This is a genomic window from Citrobacter amalonaticus (assembly GCF_002918555.1).
Taxonomy (GTDB): Bacteria; Pseudomonadota; Gammaproteobacteria; order Enterobacterales; family Enterobacteriaceae; genus Citrobacter_C; species Citrobacter_C amalonaticus_A.
This window is the reverse complement of sequence record NZ_PQMB01000001.1, coordinates 530,848-550,489: the sequence shown is the minus strand read 5'-3', so window position 1 is coordinate 550,489 and position 19,642 is coordinate 530,848. Positions and strand designations below refer to the sequence as shown.

General features: G+C 55.1%; 16 protein-coding genes. 11 read left to right on the top strand and 5 right to left on the bottom strand.

Annotated elements, in window-relative coordinates; all coding sequences use genetic code 11:
• Positions 1–62 precede the first annotated feature (62 nt).
• A complete protein-coding gene (gene dld / locus C3432_RS02770) occupies positions 63–1,799 on the bottom strand; it encodes a D-lactate dehydrogenase (protein WP_103775156.1) in 1,737 nt (578 codons plus the stop codon).
• 216 nt (positions 1,800–2,015) lie between these two features.
• Here dld and bglX point away from each other — a divergent pair, with 216 nt between their 5' ends.
• From bglX to C3432_RS02730, 8 genes are all read left to right on the top strand, one after another.
• On the top strand, positions 2,016–4,313 hold the full coding sequence (bglX, locus tag C3432_RS02765; protein WP_103775155.1) for a beta-glucosidase BglX: 2,298 nt from the start codon (positions 2,016–2,018) through the stop codon (positions 4,311–4,313).
• Between the two features lie 375 nt (positions 4,314–4,688).
• Positions 4,689–6,029 carry a glycoside hydrolase family 28 protein gene (locus C3432_RS02760; protein WP_103775154.1) on the top strand — a complete coding sequence of 447 codons (1,341 nt, stop codon included), beginning with the start codon at positions 4,689–4,691 and terminating at the stop codon, positions 6,027–6,029.
• Between the two features lie 2 nt (positions 6,030–6,031).
• Positions 6,032–7,588, top strand: coding sequence for an MFS transporter (locus tag C3432_RS02755; RefSeq protein ID WP_103775153.1), 1,557 nt, complete (start codon positions 6,032–6,034; stop codon positions 7,586–7,588).
• 47 nt (positions 7,589–7,635) lie between these two features.
• Positions 7,636–8,883 carry an MFS transporter gene (locus C3432_RS02750; protein WP_103775152.1) on the top strand — a complete coding sequence of 416 codons (1,248 nt, stop codon included), beginning with the start codon at positions 7,636–7,638 and terminating at the stop codon, positions 8,881–8,883.
• A 70-nt stretch (positions 8,884–8,953) separates the two neighbouring features.
• Positions 8,954–9,871, top strand: coding sequence for a glycine betaine ABC transporter substrate-binding protein OsmF (osmF, locus tag C3432_RS02745; protein ID WP_103775151.1), 918 nt, complete (start codon positions 8,954–8,956; stop codon positions 9,869–9,871).
• Positions 9,872–9,938: 67 nt separating this feature from the next.
• Positions 9,939–11,054: an ABC transporter permease gene (locus tag C3432_RS02740; protein ID WP_103775150.1), complete on the top strand. Its 1,116-nt coding sequence runs from the start codon at positions 9,939–9,941 to the stop codon at positions 11,052–11,054.
• Complete coding sequence (locus C3432_RS02735; RefSeq protein ID WP_103775149.1) at positions 11,047–11,994, top strand: ABC transporter ATP-binding protein; 948 nt, start codon at positions 11,047–11,049, stop codon at positions 11,992–11,994. The genes C3432_RS02740 and C3432_RS02735 overlap by 8 nt, the downstream gene beginning before the upstream one ends.
• On the top strand, positions 11,978–12,709 hold the full coding sequence (locus tag C3432_RS02730) for an ABC transporter permease (protein ID WP_103775148.1): 732 nt from the start codon (positions 11,978–11,980) through the stop codon (positions 12,707–12,709). The genes C3432_RS02735 and C3432_RS02730 overlap by 17 nt, the downstream gene beginning before the upstream one ends.
• Here C3432_RS02730 and C3432_RS02725 read toward each other — a convergent pair.
• Together C3432_RS02725 and mlrA are read right to left on the bottom strand one after the other, a co-directional pair.
• A complete protein-coding gene (locus C3432_RS02725; protein WP_003027354.1) occupies positions 12,690–12,797 on the bottom strand; it encodes a protein YohO in 108 nt (35 codons plus the stop codon). The genes C3432_RS02730 and C3432_RS02725 overlap by 20 nt on opposite strands.
• Before the next feature lie 59 nt (positions 12,798–12,856).
• On the bottom strand, positions 12,857–13,588 hold the full coding sequence (gene mlrA, locus C3432_RS02720) for an HTH-type transcriptional regulator MlrA (RefSeq protein ID WP_103775147.1): 732 nt from the start codon (positions 13,586–13,588) through the stop codon (positions 12,857–12,859).
• A 222-nt stretch (positions 13,589–13,810) separates the two neighbouring features.
• Here mlrA and C3432_RS02715 point away from each other — a divergent pair, with 222 nt between their 5' ends.
• Genes C3432_RS02715 through C3432_RS02705 form a run of 3 tightly spaced genes read left to right on the top strand, consistent with a single transcriptional unit; the run spans position 13,811 to position 16,723 of the window.
• Positions 13,811–15,496: a sensor histidine kinase gene (locus C3432_RS02715; protein WP_103775146.1), complete on the top strand. Its 1,686-nt coding sequence runs from the start codon at positions 13,811–13,813 to the stop codon at positions 15,494–15,496.
• Entirely contained in the window at positions 15,493–16,212 is a 720-nt protein-coding gene (gene btsR, locus C3432_RS02710) for a two-component system response regulator BtsR (protein ID WP_103775145.1), read from the top strand. Before C3432_RS02715 ends, btsR begins: the two co-directional genes overlap by 4 nt.
• Before the next feature lie 46 nt (positions 16,213–16,258).
• Positions 16,259–16,723 (top strand): YehS family protein, encoded by a 465-nt coding sequence (locus C3432_RS02705; protein ID WP_103775144.1) that lies wholly within the window; start codon positions 16,259–16,261, stop codon positions 16,721–16,723.
• 59 nt (positions 16,724–16,782) lie between these two features.
• On the opposite strand, the gene C3432_RS02700 is transcribed toward C3432_RS02705, so the two are convergent.
• Positions 16,783–17,241 carry a YehR family lipoprotein gene (locus C3432_RS02700; protein ID WP_103775143.1) on the bottom strand — a complete coding sequence of 153 codons (459 nt, stop codon included), beginning with the start codon at positions 17,239–17,241 and terminating at the stop codon, positions 16,783–16,785.
• A 324-nt stretch (positions 17,242–17,565) separates the two neighbouring features.
• Complete coding sequence (gene metG, locus C3432_RS02695) at positions 17,566–19,599, bottom strand: methionine--tRNA ligase (RefSeq protein ID WP_103775142.1); 2,034 nt, start codon at positions 19,597–19,599, stop codon at positions 17,566–17,568.
• Between the last annotated feature and the right edge of the window lie 43 nt (positions 19,600–19,642).

The window sequence follows — 19,642 nt, the reverse complement described above, 5'->3', positions numbered from 1 at the left end:
CGTGAACGCCTTGCCTGGCCTCAGGGATTATCCCGCAGGCCAGTCAGCGTCACGCCCTCGCGTTACGCCGGTCGCGCCTGGTCGTCTTCAGGCTCTTTCCAGAACTTCTGCTTGCTGGTCTTACCGATACCGGGGTTCATGCTGTTGGTCGGGTCATTTTCACGATAAAAACGCCTCAACGTTTCCGGCGCTTCATACAGATGCCCAACGTTATGCTCGGCGGGATATTGCGCCCCGCGCTGGCGTAGCAATTCCAGCATCTGTTCTTTCAGCGCGTGGGCGTCCACCCCTTTCTTAACAATGTAATCCTGGTGAAAGACGTAGCACATAAAGTGACCGTAATAGAGCTTATGCACCAGCTGGCTGTCAATTTCCGTGGGCAGATGCTCGTACCATTCGGTGTCGTTGCGGCGCAGGGCGATATCGAGCGCCAGAATATCTTCTACCTCATCGGCATGAACCGCCTGATAGCGAATTGCCGCACCTGCTGCCGCAAAGCGGTGCAGGAACGCTTTGTTGCCTTCTTCCTGCGTGCAGGCAAAGAAGTCACCTTCGGCGCTTTTAAAGAATTCCGTCAGCCAGCTCCGGGCTTCTGCCACGCCGTTCCCGGCCATTTTCAACAGCAGATGGTGTTCATATTTGTCGCGCCAGTTCTTCATGCGCGGCGGGAGGTGGCCCGGAAACAGATGACCAAACTTCTGCATCGCGCGATCGGTAAAGTGTGGGCGGAAAATTTTTACTTTTTCCAGCATCGCGTCGGTGCGGCCTTTCAGCGTGAAGAAAAACGGCATTTTGTCGGTGCCGAGTTTGTCGATCATCAGGAAGGTATCTTTGCCATATTTTTCGGCGATATCGTAAATGTCACGATGCATATATTCGCCTGCAACCGGCAGATTCTCGAACGTTGCCAGAATATGGCGGCGAATTTCGGTCAGCACCTCCGGCTGATTCGTGCCGATATAGAAAACCTGCTGGTTTTTTTCCGCTTCAAAGGTATCCAGACGGACGGCGAAGACCGCCAGCTTCCCGGCGCAACCGGAGGATTCAAACAGGCGATCCGGATCGGCGTTGTAGCGGGCAGGGGTATCCGCCTCGATATCGCGCACGCGGGTCACGTAGTCATGATCGTGCGCATGACGCCCGTCGTGCCGGACGTCCTCCTCTCTGATGCGCTCGTCATCCAGCTTGCTGAGGATCTGTTCCGGCGTCTGGCCTAAGTCAATTCCCAGATGGTTCACCAGCTGTAGTTTGCCCTGTTCGTCGATGCGGGCGAACAGCGACATTTCGGTATATGCCGGGCCGCGCTGTACCAGAGAACCTCCGGAGTTATTGCAGATCCCGCCGATAACCGATGCGCCGATACAGGAAGAACCGATCACGGAATGGGGTTCGCGACCAAACGGTTTTAGCGCTTTTTCCAGTGAGTAGAGCGTTGTACCCGGATAAGCCAGCACCTGCTCGCCTTTGTCCAGAACGTGCAGTTTGTCGAGACGCAGGGTGCTGATGATCACGATCTGCCTGTCGTAATCATTCCCGCTCGGCGTGGAGCCTTCGGTCAGCCCGGTATTCGCGGCCTGCATCAGAATAATTTTGTCAGCCGTGACGCAGGCGTTCAGCACGCGCCACAGTTCGAGCAGCGAGCCGGGGAAAACGACGGCCAGCGCATCGCCCTGACCAGAGCGGAAGCCCTTGCGATAGCGGGCGGTTTTTGCGGGATCGGTGAGCAGGTGTGAATGGCCTACCAGGCGGGCAAGCTCATTCAGGAACGTTTTATTATCAGTTGTTGTAATGGAAGACATTTTCCACTCCTTGTGGTGGGACAAAATATCAGCAGTAAGCATAGCGCCTGGGATGACAATACGCTTTCTCATTCATCTTGTCTCTGCGTTGACCGCATTGAAAATTCAGAGAATAACCTTCGCTTTCTGCTCCCCTCGCGTTTAGGCTTATGGCAAACTTCGGTTTTTGTTATATTTTCGCCGCCACATCGGGCTAACAATAAAGAGAGAAGCAACATGAAATGGCTATGTTCTGTAAGTGTCGCGGCAGGGCTGGTAATGCAGCCAGCGCTGGCTGAGACGTTATTCGGCAACCATCCGCTGACGCCCGAAGCGCGTGACGCGTTCGTAACCGAATTGCTCAAGAAAATGACCGTTGATGAAAAAATAGGCCAGCTGCGTTTAATCAGCGTCGGTCCGGATAACCCGAAAGAGGCGATCCGCGAGATGATTAAAGACGGGCAGGTCGGCGCGATCTTTAATACGGTCACCCGTCAGGATATCCGTAAAATGCAGGATCAGGTGATGGAACTTAACCGCCTGAAAATTCCTCTCTTTTTTGCCTACGATGTGCTGCACGGACAGCGTACCGTGTTCCCTATCAGCCTCGGCCTGGCCTCTTCGTTCAACCTGGAAGCGGTAAAAACCGTGGGGCGCGTTTCTGCTTATGAAGCGGCGGATGATGGCCTGAATATGACCTGGGCGCCGATGGTGGACGTCTCGCGCGACCCGCGCTGGGGCCGCGCCTCTGAAGGCTTTGGTGAAGATACGTATCTGACCGCGACGATGGGTAAAACGATGGTTGAAGCGATGCAGGGGAAAAGCCCGGCCGATCGCTACTCGGTTATGACCAGCGTGAAGCACTTCGCCGCTTATGGCGCAGTGGAGGGCGGTAAAGAATACAACAGCGTGGATATGAGCCCACAGCGCCTGTTTAACGATTATATGCCGCCGTACAAAGCCGGGCTGGATGCCGGTAGCGGCGCGGTGATGGTCGCGTTGAACTCGCTCAACGGCACCCCGGCGACCTCGGACGGCTGGCTGCTTAAAGATATTCTGCGCGATAAGTGGGGCTTTAAAGGGATCACCGTTTCCGACCACGGCGCGATAAAAGAGCTGATTAAGCACGGTACCGCCGCCGATCCTGAAGATGCCGTGCGCGTGGCGCTCAAATCCGGTATCAACATGAGCATGAGCGATGAGTATTACAGCAAGTATCTGCCGGGGCTGGTCAAGTCGGGCAAGGTGACCATGGCAGAACTGGACGATGCCGCACGTCATGTGCTGAACGTGAAATATGATATGGGGCTGTTTAACGATCCGTACAGCCATCTGGGCGCGAAAGAGTCCGATCCGGTTGATACCAATGCCGAAAGTCGCCTGCATCGCAAAGAGGCGCGAGACGTGGCCCGTGAAAGTCTGGTGCTGCTGAAAAACCGCCTCGACACGCTGCCGCTGAAAAAATCGGGTACCGTCGCGGTGGTGGGACCGTTGGCCGACAGCCAGCGGGACGTCATGGGCAGCTGGTCTGCCGCAGGCGTTGCCGGTCAGTCGGTGACGGTGCTGACGGGGATCAAAAACGCGCTCGGTGAGAATGGCAAAGTGATTTATGCCAAAGGTGCAAACGTGACTCACGATAAGGGCATCGTTGATTTCCTCAACCAGTATGAAGAGGCGGTGAAAGTGGATCCGCGTTCTGCGCAGGCGATGATTGATGAGGCGGTTAACGCCGCGAAGCAGTCTGATGTGGTTGTCGCGGTTGTTGGTGAGGCGCAGGGCATGGCGCACGAAGCCTCCAGCCGAACGGATATCACCATTCCGCAGAGCCAGCGTGACCTGATAGCCGCACTGAAGGCGACCGGCAAACCGCTGGTGCTGGTGTTGATGAACGGTCGTCCACTGGCGTTGGTGAAAGAAGACCAGCAGGCCGATGCGATTCTGGAGACCTGGTTTGCGGGTACAGAGGGCGGGAATGCCATCGCGGATGTGCTCTTTGGCGATTACAACCCGTCGGGCAAACTGCCGATGTCTTTCCCACGTTCTGTCGGGCAGATCCCGGTCTATTACAGCCATCTTAATACCGGGCGTCCGTACAATGCCGACAAGCCGAACAAATACACGTCGCGTTACTTTGACGAAGCCAATGGCCCGCTGTATCCGTTTGGTTATGGTCTGAGCTATACCACGTTCAGCGTCTCTGATGTGAAGCTCTCCGCACCCACGATGAAGCGTGACGGGACGGTGACCGCCAGCGTGCAGGTCACCAACACCGGTAAACGTGAAGGGGCAACGGTCATTCAGATGTACGTACAGGATGTGACGGCCTCAATGAGCCGTCCGGTGAAACAGCTGCGAGGCTTTGAGAAGGTGAGACTGAAGCCGGGTGAAACGCAAACCGTCAGCTTCCCCATTGACATTGAGGCGCTGAAGTTCTGGAACCAGCAGATGAAGTACGATGCGGAGCCGGGCAAGTTTAACGTCTTTATTGGCGTTGACTCCGCGCGTGTGAAGCAGGGTGAATTCGAGCTGCTGTAACGCAGTTTTCCGGCCGGATAAGTCGCTTGCGACGCTATCCGGTGAAACAGGGCGTAGGCAATACGCCCTGTTTTGCAAGCACGTTTTAACCTGAAAATGGGTGAAATGTGACGTTTCTCAATATTCATTTTCTCCTCTGGCGACCTCTTCCGGACCGGCGTTAGTTTTGTTATCCGGTCATCGAAAAATGTGCCTTGCATCACGATAGCCAGCAGAGAGCCCCGGCATTCTGTGCGTCCCGTCACGTCTGAATCGCGCCTGGCCCACTGGACGTGAACCGCTTCACTGTTACGCCAAAAAGCCGGATTTGACCGCGCGCCCCTGTCGATAAAACCTCGTTAAATGCCAGCCATTGTTCTCGCGACAGGTATGGCTATGAAACTCTCTTTAGATAACGTCTCGCTCGATCGCAGCGGAAATACGGTTGTTACTGCAACGCTTCAACAGTTGATTGATGAAATTGACCGCGCGGGTGGGGGAACGCTGACGGTTACGCCCGGCGTTTATTGTACCGGCACGCTGATCCTTCCTTCTGACTTTACCCTGCACCTGGAAGCCGGGGCCTGCCTGCGTGCCAGCACGAACGTCGCCGATTATCAAAAAGTGGAAACGATGACGGTCGCAGAACTGTCACGGATGGCGCTAATTTATGCACATGGCAGACATCACATTACGCTCAGCGGAGAAGGGCACATTGACGGCGTCGCTGCCGAATGGTTTAGCCGCGAAGCCGACGAACAGGGCTATCGCCAGCCAAAAGACCATCGACCGCGGCTGCTGGTGCTGGAAGGCTGCGAGCAGATCCGGATCCGCGATATCACGTTGTGCGATTCGCCAATGTGGACCGCCCATCTGGTGAGCTGTCGCCACGTCTTTATCCATAACCTCACTATCAATAACTCTCTGACCCTGCCGAACACCGATGCCCTTGATATTGACGGCTGCCAGCATGTCCATATCAGCGACAGCTATTTCAGCGCTGCGGATGATGGCATCTGCCTGAAGACGACCCGCAAACCCGCTTCGCTGCGACAGCCGATCCGCAATGTGGTGGTGAACAACTGCATCATTCGTTCCAGAAGCTGCGCCATCAAGATTGGCACCGAGACGTTTGACGATATTGAACAGGTCACCGTCAGCAACTGCACGCTGTTTGAGTCCAACCGTGGAATTGGTCTGGTATCACGTGACGGCGGGCGCTTCCGGCAGCTGACGTTCAGCAACATTCAGTTTGACTGTCTCCATGCCCATCCCTGCCATTGGGGGAAAGCCGATCCGGTGTTTGTCTCGGTTCGCCATCGTGCGCCAGAGGTGGAGCCAGGCGTTATCCAGCAGGTGACTTTCAGTCATCTTTCCGGTCGTGCGGAGGGGGCCATCAACCTGCACTGCGAGACGCCGGGGCAAATCCGCGATGTCATGTTCAATGGCCTGTGTTTTGAGCAATGTCTCAGCGAGTGCGCAGAGCAGGGGCTTTATGACATCCGCCCTCCCTGCAACCCTGAACGTCCCACCGGAATGGGGCTGGATAACGCCTACAACGTGAACCCGCAGACCGGTCGTGCTCATGGCGTTGAGCGCTATCCCGGTGGTCTGCCTGCCCTCTATGCCCGCGGCGTCTGCGAGCTTCAGCTATCTGCCATCCATATTCGTCGTCCGCAGCCGCTACCCGCGGACTGGAACACGGACGCGACCGTCATCATCAGTCACTGGGGATAAAAATGATAAAAAAAACACGGGATATAAAGCTGCACAACTACGTCTGTTATGGCCTTGCGGATGTCATCGGTTCCGGCGCGTTTACGCTGGTGAGCGCATGGCTGTTGTTCTTTTTGACCACTTTTTGCGGACTGACGCCCATTGAGGCCGGATCGCTGTTTGCCGTGGCGCGGATTGTGGATGTCATCATGTGTCCGCTGATGGGCTATATTTCTGACAACTTCCACAAAACCCGCCTGGGGCGTCGTTTTGGCCGCCGTCGCTTTTTTCTGCTGTTAAGTATTCCGCTGGTGTCGGTTTACAGCCTGCTGTGGGTGGAAGGCTTTAACTACTGGATGTATCTGCTGGTCTATATTCTGTTCGAAGTGGTCTACTCGATGATTATCATCCCGTATGACACGCTCTCTGCGGAGATGACCTCTGACTTCACTAAACGCTCGAAGCTGACCAGCGCCCGCATGTACATTGCCCAGCTGGCCGGTTTCGCCGCCGCGTTTCTGCCGGGCCGACTGGTCTCTTATTTCGGCTCCGACTCCGCTGACTCATTCTTTTATGCCGGCGCGATTTTTACCGTCTCGTTTATGGTCGTTTTGTTTTTTGTCTACTTCGGAACCTGGGAACGCTCGCTGGAAGAGATTGAACTGAACGAGCGCAAAATCGATAGCCAGGAAAAACCGCCGCTGGCGACCCGGATTTACGATATCTACTACGACTTTGTCTCGACGTTGAAAATCAAAACCTTCCGCTCGCATCTGGGGATGTACCTGGGGGGATCGGTGGCGCAGGATATCTTCAACTCCGTGTTCACCTATTTTGTGGTCTTCGCGCTGATGACGTCGTCGGTAATGGCGTCAAACCTGCTAGGAATGATCAACGGCCTGCAGTTTTTCGGCGTGGGGCTGGCAACCTGGCTGACGCTGCGTTTCTCGCCGTCGCGAGCGTTCGCCACCCAGGGGGCGCTGGCGCTGCTGGCCTTCGCTCTGTTCGCTGCTGTCGGGATGAGCGGTTCAACTAGCATCGTGCTGCTCTACCTGGCGGCCGGCATTGCCGGTCTGGCGCGGGGCGGTATTTATGCCATTCCGTGGAACAACTACACCTTTGTCGCCGATGTGGATGAGATCCTCACCTGTAATCGTCGTGAAGGGATCTTCGCAGGCTTTATGAGTCTGTTGCGTAAAGCCTCGCAGGCACTGTCGATCTTTCTGGTGGGCGCCGCGCTGCAAATGTCGGGCTTTGTCTCCGGGCAGAACAGCCAGCCCGAGTCCGCCATCAACATGATCATGATAATTATGATTGTCCTGCCGGTGATTCTGACGCTGTGGGGGATCTGGTCGGCCTTTCAGTTCAAGGTCAATGGCCGGACTCATGCGATCCTCAATGAAGAGGTCGCCCGCCTGAAACGGGGTGAAAGCAAGGAGAGCGTTAGCGCAGAAAACAAAGCGGTAATCGAAAGTCTGACCGGCCTGCCGTATGAGCAGTGTTGGGGAGAAAACGAGGTGGGGCACGTCAATCTTCGCCACCTGAAAGAGCAGCAATCTGTACAACTGCATAACGCCTGAATAATGGGGCGGGCCGTCATGCCCGCCCGATACTGGATGAGAACAACATGAGTGAACAAAGCCTGGTGATACAACAAGGGCTATGGGCGCGGATGGGATTACCTCGCGAGCTGTGCTGGGGATTCGTTGGCGTATTTCTGTTTATTACCGGAGCAACGATTGAACAAAGCTGGCTGGCCTCACTGCTACAGCAGCGGGGATTTTCACCGTTTGACATCAGCCTGCTCTCCTCGATTTTTGGCCTGTGCGTGGCGGTTGTCTCCTGGTTTTCCGGCATCGGGGCGGGCGTGCTGGGTCTGCGCCGCCTGATGTGGATGGCGACGGCGGTCTATTTTATTGGCTCCCTGCCGTTTATCTTCGTCGCGCTGCCGCAGAACAACTACCCGCTGATGGTCGCCAGCTACGCGTTGCGCGGGGTGGCGTATCCGCTGTTTGCATACTCGTTTCTGGTTTGGATCAACCAACGCTGCGAGACGCGTATTTTGGGGCGCGCCGTCTCCTGGTTCTGGATAGCCTTTGGCGTCGGTATGACCATTGTTGGCCCCTGGTATTCCAGCCTGATGATTGCCCGTTATGGTGAAACGACCACGCTATTGAGTGGGTTTGTCTTCGTTTTGTGCGGTGCGTTCTGCGCGCTGGTGCTCAATCGCGATCGCCCCTGCCAGCAACAGAACCAGGCGCTGGGCGCGGCATTGCTGGAAGGGGCGGTGGTGCTGGCACGTGAACCAAAAATGCGTCTGGCGGTGGTGGTGAAAACCATTAACGACATTGGCAAGTTTTCGCTGGTGATCCTGATGCCGGTCTATCTACCCCGCTTTGGCTTCAGTATCGCCGAATGGTTGACGATCTGGGGGATGGTGAACGTGGTGAACATCTTCTCCAGCTATCTGTTTGGCTGGCTGGGGGACACCATCGGCTGGCGCAATACGGTGATGTGGTTTTCCGGTACGCTGTGCGGCGTGGCGTCACTGGCGGTGTGCTATGCGCCGAAGCTGTTTGGTCACAGCGAAGTGGCATTGTTCCTGGCGCTAACCATTTACGCTATTGGTCTGGGAGCATTTGGTCCGCTGAGTGCGCTAATTCCTTCTCTGCTGCCGCAGAATAAAGGTGCCGCCATTTCCTGTCTGAATCTGGGCTCTGGCCTGAGCAATTTCGCCGGGCCATTTATCGTCACGGTTTGCGTCGGGCCGCTGGGCGTGGAGGGAACGCTGTGGGTGATTGCGATCCTCTATTTTACCGCCAGCCTGCTGACGGTCCCATTGAGGTTGCCAGAAAATCGCGATTTCCCAGGTTAAACGCGCACTCTTCAACTATGCTTTTCCCTCAAGTCTCTGAAAAGGGATATAAAAGAATGAGGAAAGCAGCATGACAATCTCAACATTCTGGGGAGGCTCGCTGGCGTTACTGGCGGCGGTGAGCTTGCCTTTACAGGCCGCATCAGCGGTAAAAGTGGGCTCAAAAATTGATACCGAAGGCGCGCTGCTCGGCAACATCATTTTGCAGGTGCTGGAAAGCCACGGTGTGAAAACGGTCAATAAAGTTCAACTGGGGACCACGCCGGTGGTGCGCGGGGCCATCACGTCAGGTGAGCTGGATATCTACCCGGAATATACCGGCAACGGGGCTTTCTTCTTCAAAGATGAAAACGATCCGGTGTGGAAAAACGCGAAAGAGGGGTTTGCGAAAGTCAAAAAGCTGGATGCGGAGCAGAATAAGCTTGTCTGGTTAACGCCTGCGCCAGCCAATAATACCTGGACCATTGCGGTACGTCGCGATCTCGCCGAAAAAAATAAGCTCACCTCTCTTGCCGATCTGGGGCGCTTTCTGAAAGAGGGAGGTACCTTTAAGCTGGCAGCGTCGGCAGAGTTTATCGAACGTGCGGATGCGCTGCCCGCTTTCGAAAAAGCCTACGACTTTAAACTCAACCAGAGCCAGCTGCTGTCGCTGGCCGGCGGCGATACGGCGGTCACCATCAAAGCGGCTGCGCAGCAAACCTCTGGCGTGAACGCGGCGATGGCTTATGGTACCGATGGCCCGGTCGCGGCGCTGGGCCTGCAAACCCTGAGCGATCCGAAGGGCGTTCAGCCTATCTATGCGCCAGCGCCGGTGGTCCGTGAAGCGGTACTGAAAGCATACCCACAGATGGCCGAATGGTTGCAGCCGGTATTTGCCAGTCTTGATGAGAAAACGTTGCAACAGCTTAACGCCAGTATCGCCGTTGAGGGGCTGGATGCGAAAAAAGTTGCGGCAGATTATCTGAAGCAAAAGGGATGGGTGAAGTAACGGAACTGACGTAAGGCCTGGTAGTGTGACAAAAATTACTGTTAATCCCGTGCTACTGCTATTGGTTATGCTGATGGCCGTCGCCGCTGCGCTGCCCTTCGTGAACTATGCCCCAAACCGGCTGGTGACGGGGGAGGGGCGTCAGCTCTGGGATATCTGGCCGGAAACCGTGTGGATGCTGGTGTGTGCGGCGTGCGTACTGTGTACGGCCTGTTTTATTCCGGGGAAAAAAGGCGCCATGCTGGCGCTTATTCTGGCGCAGTTATTAACCCTTATTTTGTTCTGGAGCGCGGGTAAAGCGGCGACATCTCTGGCGCAAACCGGCTCTCCCCTGGCTCGCACCAGTCTGGGAAGCGGGCTTTGGCTCGGGCTGGCGCTTGCCCTGCTGGCCTGTAGCGATGCTATCAGGCGTATCGTCCGGTCGCCGCTGTGGCGCTGGATCCTGCATGTTCAAATTGCCATCGTGCCGCTGGTGCTGCTGTTTAGCGGAACATTTGACGCTCTCTCCCTGCTTAAAGAGTACGCGAATCGTCAGGCGGTGTTTGACGACGCCCTGGTTCAGCATCTGACGCTGCTGGTGGGCACCGTCATTCCTGCACTGGTGACTGGCGTGCCGCTGGGCGTCTGGTGCTATTTTTCCTCCGCGCGTCAGGGACCGGTGTTTGCGATTTTGAACGTCATCCAGACGATCCCTTCCGTGGCGTTGTTTGGCCTGTTGATTGCCCCGCTTGCGGGTCTGGTCAAGGCGCTCCCCTGGCTGGGGACGCTTGGCGTGGCGGGAACCGGAATGACTCCGGCACTGATCGCGCTGGTATTGTATGCCCTGCTGCCGCTGGTGCGCGGGGTGGTAGCGGGACTGAATCAGGTTCCGCGCGACGTCCTGGAAAGCGCCAGGGCGATGGGGATGAGTGCGCGTCAGCGCTTCTGGCATGTACAGCTACCGCTGGCGCTGCCGGTATTTTTACGTAGCCTGCGCGTGGTGATGGTACAGACGACAGGGATGGCGGTCATCGCCGCGCTGATCGGGGCCGGCGGCTTCGGCGCGCTGGTGTTTCAGGGGCTACTCAGCAGTGCCGTTGATTTGGTGCTGCTGGGGGTGATCCCGGTGATTGTGCTGGCCGTGTTGATTGATGCGCTGTTTGATTTATGGATAGCCCTGCTGAAGGTGAATAACAATGATTGAATTTAACCACGTCAGCAAACGCTTTGGCGGACAAATGGCCGCGAGCGATCTCAACCTGCACTTTCGTGAGGGCAGTTTCTCGGTACTGATTGGCACGTCGGGATCGGGAAAATCCACCACCCTGAAAATGATCAACCGGCTGGTGGAGCACGACAGCGGGCAGATCCGCTTTGCCGGCGAGGAGATCCGCAGTTTGCCCGTGCTGGAACTGCGTCGCCGGATGGGGTATGCCATTCAGTCGATTGGGCTGTTTCCGCACTGGACGGTGGCGCAGAACATTGCCACCGTACCGCAACTGCAAAAGTGGCCCGGAGCGCGAATCGACGACCGCGTGGAGGAGCTGATGGCGCTGCTGGGGCTGGAGGCGGGATTACGCTCTCGCTACCCGCACCAGCTTTCCGGCGGGCAGCAGCAGCGTGTGGGGGTGGCGAGGGCGCTGGCAGCCGATCCGCAGGTATTGTTGATGGATGAACCTTTCGGCGCGCTGGATCCGGTGACCCGCCAGGCGCTGCAACAGGAGATGACCCGCATTCACCGTCTGCTTGGACGTACCATTGTGCTGGTAACCCACGATATTGACGAGGCGTTGCGGCTGGCGGAGCATCTGGTGTTGATGGACGGCGGCGAAGTGGTGCAGCAGGGAACGCCGCTGGCGATGCTGACGACTCCGGCTAACGACTTTGTGCGGACCTTTTTTGGCCGCAGCGAGCTGGGTGTGCGGCTGCTGTCGCTGCGCAGCGTGGCTGAGTATGTGCGTCGCCATGAGCAAACGGAGGGCGAGGCGCTGATGGAAGAGATGACGCTGCGTGATGCGCTGTCCGTTTTTGTCGCTTGCGGTTGCGACGTACTGCCTGTGGTCAACCAGCAAGGGGTTTCCTGCGGGACGCTTCACTTTCACGATTTACTTTCACCGACCTTAACGCATGAAAAAATTACGTGATCCGTTACTTTGGCTAATCATGCTGTTTGTGGTGCTGATCGCCGTGTTGCCCCATAGCCAGATGCTGTTTAGCGCGTTGTTCCCGCAGCTGCCGCGTCCGGTGTATCAGCAGGAGAGCTTTCTGGCGCTCACGCTGGCTCATTTCTGGCTGGTGGGGGTGTCCAGCGTGTTTGCTGTCGTCATTGGCGTCAGCGCCGGGATTGCGGTGACCCGACCAAAAGGAGCCGAGTTTCGCCCGCTGGTGGAAACCGTCGCCGCCATTGGTCAGACGTTTCCGCCCGTCGCGGTATTGGCCATTGCGGTGCCGGTGATGGGGTTTGGTCAGGAACCGGCGATCGTTGCGCTCATTTTATACGGTATTTTGCCGATTCTGCAGGCGACGCTGGCGGGGCTGGGGGCGATTCCTGTCAGCGTGATGTCTGTTGCCAGCGGCATGGGAATGAGCGGCTGGCAGCAGTTACGCAAAGTCGAGCTCCCCCTTGCCGCGCCGGTAATTCTGGCGGGGATCCGCACTTCGGTCATTATTAATATTGGTACGGCCACCATTGCCTCTACGGTCGGAGCCAGTACGCTCGGCACCCCAATCATCATTGGACTCAGCGGATTTAACACCGCGTATGTGATTCAGGGAGCGTTGCTGGTGGCGCTGGCGGCAATCATTGTGGATCGCCTGTTTGAACGGTTAGTTCAGCATCTTACCCGGCACGTAAAATGAAAGTGTATCCGGCAAGCATGACGCCGCCGATACCGCCGATCGCCATCAGCAGGAAGAGAGTGATGACCCCGATTTTCGCTGCGCTCATTTTGTGCTCCTTATGTTAACGAAAACATTATACAGAGAAGCACAGCTGTTAATGAACCATTAAATGCCAAGTGGGAAAATATCGTGGCCTTCCGCGCGCCAGGTATTCAACTGCTGCTGCTGGGCCGGCGTCTGGTTTTCTCCGCACCAGATAAGCAGCGTCCGACCATCAAACAGCTCCGGACGCAGCTGGTTTAGCGAATGCGCCAGCACATCAACGCGCCATCCTTGTTGACTGGCGACCCAGCCCTCCAGCCACAGGCGGGTGGTATCGTGGATATTCCAGCCCACCACCAGGGCATCTTTACCCTGTTTTTTGCGCGCGGAAGCGAGACAGAGCGCGATGTAGTTAATCAGTAAGCCGTCCAGAATACCGAGCAGAGCCTGAAGGGTCGGCTGCTGACACTGTAAGCGGCGTCGCAGGGGGACAAAGAGGTGTGTGGTGAGCGTCTGGGCAGGGTAATCCTGACCGCGCTCCTTGAGCCAGACGCGCAGGCTGTGCAGATTATTGTTTTGCAGATAGTGCAACAGTGTCTCCTGCTGCTCCCGCCAGCCATTTTGCAGATCGACATTTTCATTACTCAGCAGCACTTTCACTTTGCTGACCTGGACACCATTATCAATCCAGTGTTTGATCTCGCGGATGCGGTCAATATCTGCATCATTAAACAGGCGATGTCCGCCGTCTGTTCGCTGTGGCTTCAATAATCCGTAACGCCGCTGCCACGCACGTAATGTGACAGGGTTGATATCACAAAGCAAAGCCACTTCACCGATAGTGTAAAGCGCCATGTTTTTACCCTTGCTCGCGCGGTCCCAGTTTTACTTTAGACGCTCTTTTGCGAACCAGGTAGTTTTGCCTGTTTTTTAATCATTGCGCGGTGAAGGTCAGCCCTGACGGAAGGCTTTTACGCGATCAGCTTCACGAAATCGTAATTTTTTACAACACGTCAAGGAAAGCCTGGCGTACTCAATGTATGTTACGCGGTTTTAATCAAAGTGTGGTCTGTGGGTATGTACGAGTTTAATCTGGTGTTGCTGCTGCTTCAGCAGATGTGCGTGTTTTTGGTTATCGCATGGTTGATGAGCAAAACGCGGCTGTTCATACCCCTGATGCAGGTTACCGTCCGACTTCCGCATAAATTCCTCTGCTATATCGTCTTCTCTATTTTTTGCATCATGGGCACCTGGTTTGGTCTGCATATTGAGGATTCCATTGCCAATACGCGTGCCATTGGCGCCGTGATGGGCGGTCTGCTCGGCGGGCCGGTGGTCGGGGGGCTGGTCGGTTTAACCGGCGGCTTGCATCGTTACTCTATGGGAGGGATGACCGCATTTAGCTGCATGGTATCGACCATTGTCGAAGGGCTGTTGGGCGGGCTGGTCCATAGCGTACTGACGCGTCGGGGTCGCACCGACAAAGTTTTCAGCCCGTTAACCGCAGGGGCCATTACTTTCGTTGCAGAGTTGGTGCAGATGCTGATTATCCTGCTGATCGCCAGACCGTTTCAGGATGCGCTCAACCTGGTCAGCAATATTGCCGCCCCGATGATTGTGACCAACACCGTCGGCGCCGCGCTGTTTATGCGTATTTTGCTCGACAAACGTGCGATGTTTGAAAAATATACGTCAGCGTTTTCCGCAACCGCGTTAAAAGTGGCGGCCTCGACCGAAGGTATCCTTCGTCAGGGTTTTAACGAGGTGAACAGTATGAAGGTGGCACAGGTGTTGTATCAGGAGCTGGAAATCGGGGCGGTGGCGATCACTGACCGCGAGCGGCTGCTGGCATTTACCGGCATCGGCGACGATCATCATCTGCCAGGCAAACCCATTTCATCAAGCTATACGCTGCGGGCAATTGAAACCGGCGAAGTGGTCTATGCCGATGGCAATGAAGTGCCTTATCGTTGCTCTCTGCATCCGCAATGTAAACTGGGTTCCACGCTGGTGATCCCCTTGCGTGGGGAGAATCAGCGAGTGATGGGGACGATTAAACTCTACGAAGCCAAAAACCGGCTGTTCAGCTCCATTAACCGTACGCTTGGGGAAGGTATCGCTCAGCTGCTGTCGGCGCAGATCCTGGCCGGGCAATATGAGCGGCAAAAAGCCATGTTGACCCAGTCGGAGATCAAACTTTTACACGCGCAGGTAAATCCGCATTTCCTGTTTAACGCCCTCAACACTATTAAAGCGGTGATTCGCCGGGACAGCGACCAGGCGAGTCAACTGGTGCAGTATCTCTCCACTTTTTTCCGTAAGAATTTAAAGCGCCCTTCAGAGATTGTGACGCTCGCCGACGAGATTGAGCACGTTAACGCCTATTTGCAGATTGAAAAGGCGCGTTTTCAGTCGCGGTTGCAGATGATGTTAAACATCCCTGAAGCGCTTTCGCACCAACATCTCCCCGCGTTCACCCTCCAGCCGATTGTGGAAAATGCGATTAAACATGGCACTTCGCAGCTGCTGGGAACGGGGGTTGTGACGATTACTGCCCGGCAGGAGGGGCAGCATCTGATGTTGGAGATTGAGGATAACGCCGGTCTGTATCAGCCTGTCACTAACGCCAGCGGATTAGGCATGAGCCTGGTGGACAAGCGTCTGCGCGAACGATTTGGCGATGATTACGGTATCTGCGTGGCTTGTGAACCCGATCTCTTTACCCGTATAACCTTACGACTTCCCCTGGAGGAAAACGCATGATTAAAGTGCTGATTGTGGATGACGAGCCGTTAGCGCGGGAAAATCTGCGGATCCTGTTACAGGAACAGAGCGACATTGAAATCGTTGGTGAATGTTCGAATGCGGTAGAAGCCATTGGCACAGTGCATAAACTGCGTCCGGATGTGCTGTTTCTGGATATCCAGATGCCGCGCATCAGCGGGCTGGAGATGGTGGGAATGCTGGATCCGGAACACCGTCCCTGGATCGTCTTTCTGACGGCGTTCGACGAATATGCCATCAAAGCCTTCGAGGAACATGCGTTTGATTACCTGCTCAAGCCAATTGAAGAACACCGGCTTGAGAAAACCCTCCATCGACTGCGCCAGGAGCGCAGCAAGCAGGATATTTCGGTATTGCCGGAAAACCAGCAGGCGCTGAAATTTATCCCCTGTAGCGGGCATAGCCGTATCTGGTTACTGCAAATGGATGACGTGGCGTTTGTCAGCAGCCGGATGAGTGGCGTCTATGTCACAAGCCATGAAGGTAAGGAAGGCTTTACGGAACTGACGCTCAGAACGCTGGAGAGCCGGACGCCGCTGCTGCGCTGCCATCGTCAGTATCTGGTTAATATGGCGCATCTGCAGGAGATTAGGCTGGAAGATAATGGTCAGGCTGAGCTGATTTTACGCAACGGACTGACGGTTCCGGTGAGTCGTCGCTATCTGAAAAGTTTAAAAGAGGCGATTGGGTTGTAAAAGACTGCTAAAATGGCGTTTTGCCTCATCAACAGTCGAAGGCCCCATGCTGAGTAACGACATTCTGCGTAGCGTGCGCTACATCCTGAAAGCAAATAATAACGATTTGGTCCGTATCCTGGCGTTGGGTAATGCCGAAGCCACGGCGGAACAAATTGCCATCTGGTTACGTAAAGAAGAGGAAGAGGGCTTTCAGCGCTGCCCGGATATCATTCTTTCTTGTTTCCTCAACGGGCTGATTTACGAAAAACGGGGCAGGGATGAGTCAGCGCCCGCGCTTGAGCCGGAGCGTCGTATTAACAATAACATCGTGCTGAAAAAGTTACGTATTGCGTTCTCACTCAAGACTGACGATATTCTGGCTATTCTCGCCGGGCAGCTGTTCCGCGTTTCAATGCCGGAGATTACGGCGATGATGCGTGGACCGGAACATAAAAATTTCCGCGAATGTGGCGACCAGTTTCTGCGCTATTTCCTGCGTGGACTGGCGGCGCGTGAGCACGCTAAGTAAGAAAGGTTCTGAACCTGAAGAGGAAAGGCGACCACGCACCATGCCTGGTCGCCGTGTGATTATTTCACTTCTTTAAAGCCAGCGCTTTCCAGAACCGCCTGGCTTTGCTTCATGCTGATTTCTTTGCTGTCATCACCAGAAACCGCCGCGCCCATTACGCTCCGCAGAGCTTTAACGTCAACTTTCGCCATATCAACGGAGACGTTTTCCTCAGCATAGCTATCTTTGTAGGTCAGCTTCTCTTCCACGCCGGGAATGTTCTGGTACTTTGCACTGAGGGGATCGAGGATCTTCGCCGCTTCTTCTTTTGTTTTTGCCCCTACGGACGCGTAGTTGATTTTGCTATGAGACGTCTGCTTGAGAATTTTGTCACCCTTGTAGGTATAGGTGATTGAGATCTCGGTGCCGTTAATGCTGGCATTGAATGTTTTGCTCTCTTCTTTATCTCCACATCCAGCCAGAGAGAATACGAGAACTGATGCCAGGACGACCGAAAAAAACGTATTTAATACTTTCATGTAAAACTCCATTTTATGAAAAATCTGATGTCCGAAAAATAATGCACAGCGTACAGGTCAGGCAGAAGAGCGACAGGATAGATACCCGTCATACTTCAAGTTGCAGGTGTGTTGGCTTTATTACCCGGTCCATCCCTGGGCTTCGCCTCTGCGGGGCCAGCGCAAGCGCTGCTCAAAACGACTACGCGTTTTGTCCTGCAACTCGAATTATTCAGGGTAAAGGGTATAAGGATATTTAAACAATCTGAAAGTGGAATTGAATTCAGCTGAGCGAATGCGCAGGGCATAAAAAAAGCGCCGCGAGTGCGGCGCTTAATGGCATGTTTATTTCACCTGCTGACCAGGCTTCGCGCCTTCATCAGGGCTTAACAGGAAGATATCTTTTCCACCCGGACCTGCTGCCATCACCATACCTTCAGAGATGCCGAAACGCATTTTACGCGGTGCAAGGTTGGCGACCATGACCGTGTGACGTCCAATCAGCACCTGCGGGTCAGGATAGGCGGAGCGAATACCGGAGAAGACGTTACGCTTCTCGCCCCCCAGATCCAGCGTCAGGCGCAGCAGCTTATCGGAACCGTCAACGAATTCGGCGTTTTCAATCAGCGCCACGCGCAGATCGATCTTCGCGAAATCGTCAAACGTAATGGTTTCCTGAATCGGATCGTCAGCAAGGGGACCCGTAACCGGAGCCGCCATCGCTTTGACTTCTTCTTTTGAGGCTTCAACCAGCGCTTCAACCTGCTTCATGTCGATGCGGTTATACAGTGCCTTGAAGGTGTTGACCTTGTGACCCAGCAACGGCTGTTCTGCCGCATCCCAGTTCAGTTCTGTGTTCAGGAACGCTTCAGCACGTTCCGTTAAGGTTGGCAGAACCGGTTTCAGATAAGTCATGAGTACACGGAACAGGTTGATGCCCATAGAGCAGATCGCCTGCAGGTCGGCATCGCGCCCTTCCTGTTTCGCCACCACCCACGGCGCCTGTTCGTCAACGTAGCGGTTAGCGACGTCGGCCAGCGCCATGATTTCGCGAACGGCTTTGCCAAACTCACGGCTTTCCCACGCCTCGCCAATGACAGCCGCTGCGTCGGTGAACGTTTTATAGAGCTGCGGATCGGCCAGTTCAGCGGCCAGAACGCCGTCAAAACGCTTATTAATGAAACCAGCGTTACGGGAGGCCAGGTTGACCACCTTGTTAACGATGTCCGCATTGACGCGCTGCACGAAGTCTTCCAGGTTCAGATCGATATCATCAATACGGGAAGAGAGCTTCGCGGTGTAGTAGTAGCGCAGACTGTCAGCATCAAAATGCTTCAACCACGTGCTGGCCTTAATAAAGGTGCCGCGGGATTTAGACATCTTCGCGCCGTTAACCGTCACGTAGCCGTGGACGAACAGATTGGTCGGTTTGCGGAAGTTGCTGCCTTCCAGCATGGCCGGCCAGAACAGGCTGTGGAAGTAAACGATATCTTTCCCGATAAAGTGATACAGTTCGGCGGCGGAATCTTTCTTCCAGTATTCATCAAAGCTGACGCTGTCACCGCGTTTATCGCACAGATTCCTGAAAGAACCCATGTAGCCAATCGGCGCATCCAGCCAGACGTAAAAATATTTGCCCGGCGCATTCGGAATTTCAAAGCCGAAGTAGGGGGCATCACGGGAGATATCCCACTGTTGCAGGCCGGACTCAAACCATTCCTGCATTTTGTTCGCAACCTGCTCCTGCAGCGCGCCGCTGCGGGTCCAGGCCTGTAGCATTTCACTAAAGGACGGCAGATCAAAGAAGAAGTGCTCAGAGTCGCGCATCACTGGGGTTGCGCCAGAGACGACGGATTTTGGCTCGATAAGCTCGGTTGGGCTGTAGGTCGCACCGCAGACTTCGCAGTTGTCGCCGTATTGATCCGGAGACTTACATTTCGGGCAGGTGCCTTTCACGAAACGGTCCGGCAGGAACATGCCTTTTTCCGGATCGTAGAGCTGAGAGATAGTACGGTTCTTGATGAACCCGTTCTCTTTCAGGCGCGTGTAAATCAGCTCGGACAGCTCACGGTTCTCTTCGCTGTGCGTGGAGTGGTAGTTGTCATAGCTGATGTCGAAACCTGCGAAATCAGTCTGATGCTCCTGACTCATTTCGGTAATCATCTGCTCCGGCGTGATGCTAAGCTGCTGAGCTTTCAGCATGATTGGCGTGCCGTGCGCGTCGTCGGCGCAGATGAAGTTAACCTCGTGGCCGCGCATTCGCTGGTAACGGACCCAGACATCAGCCTGGATGTGCTCCAGCATATGGCCGAGGTGGATAGAGCCGTTTGCGTACGGCAGCGCGCACGTTACCAGAATTTTCTTCGCGACTTGAGTCATAGTAGGTATTACTTCTTCTCTGTTAAAAGGGGGCTATGATGTT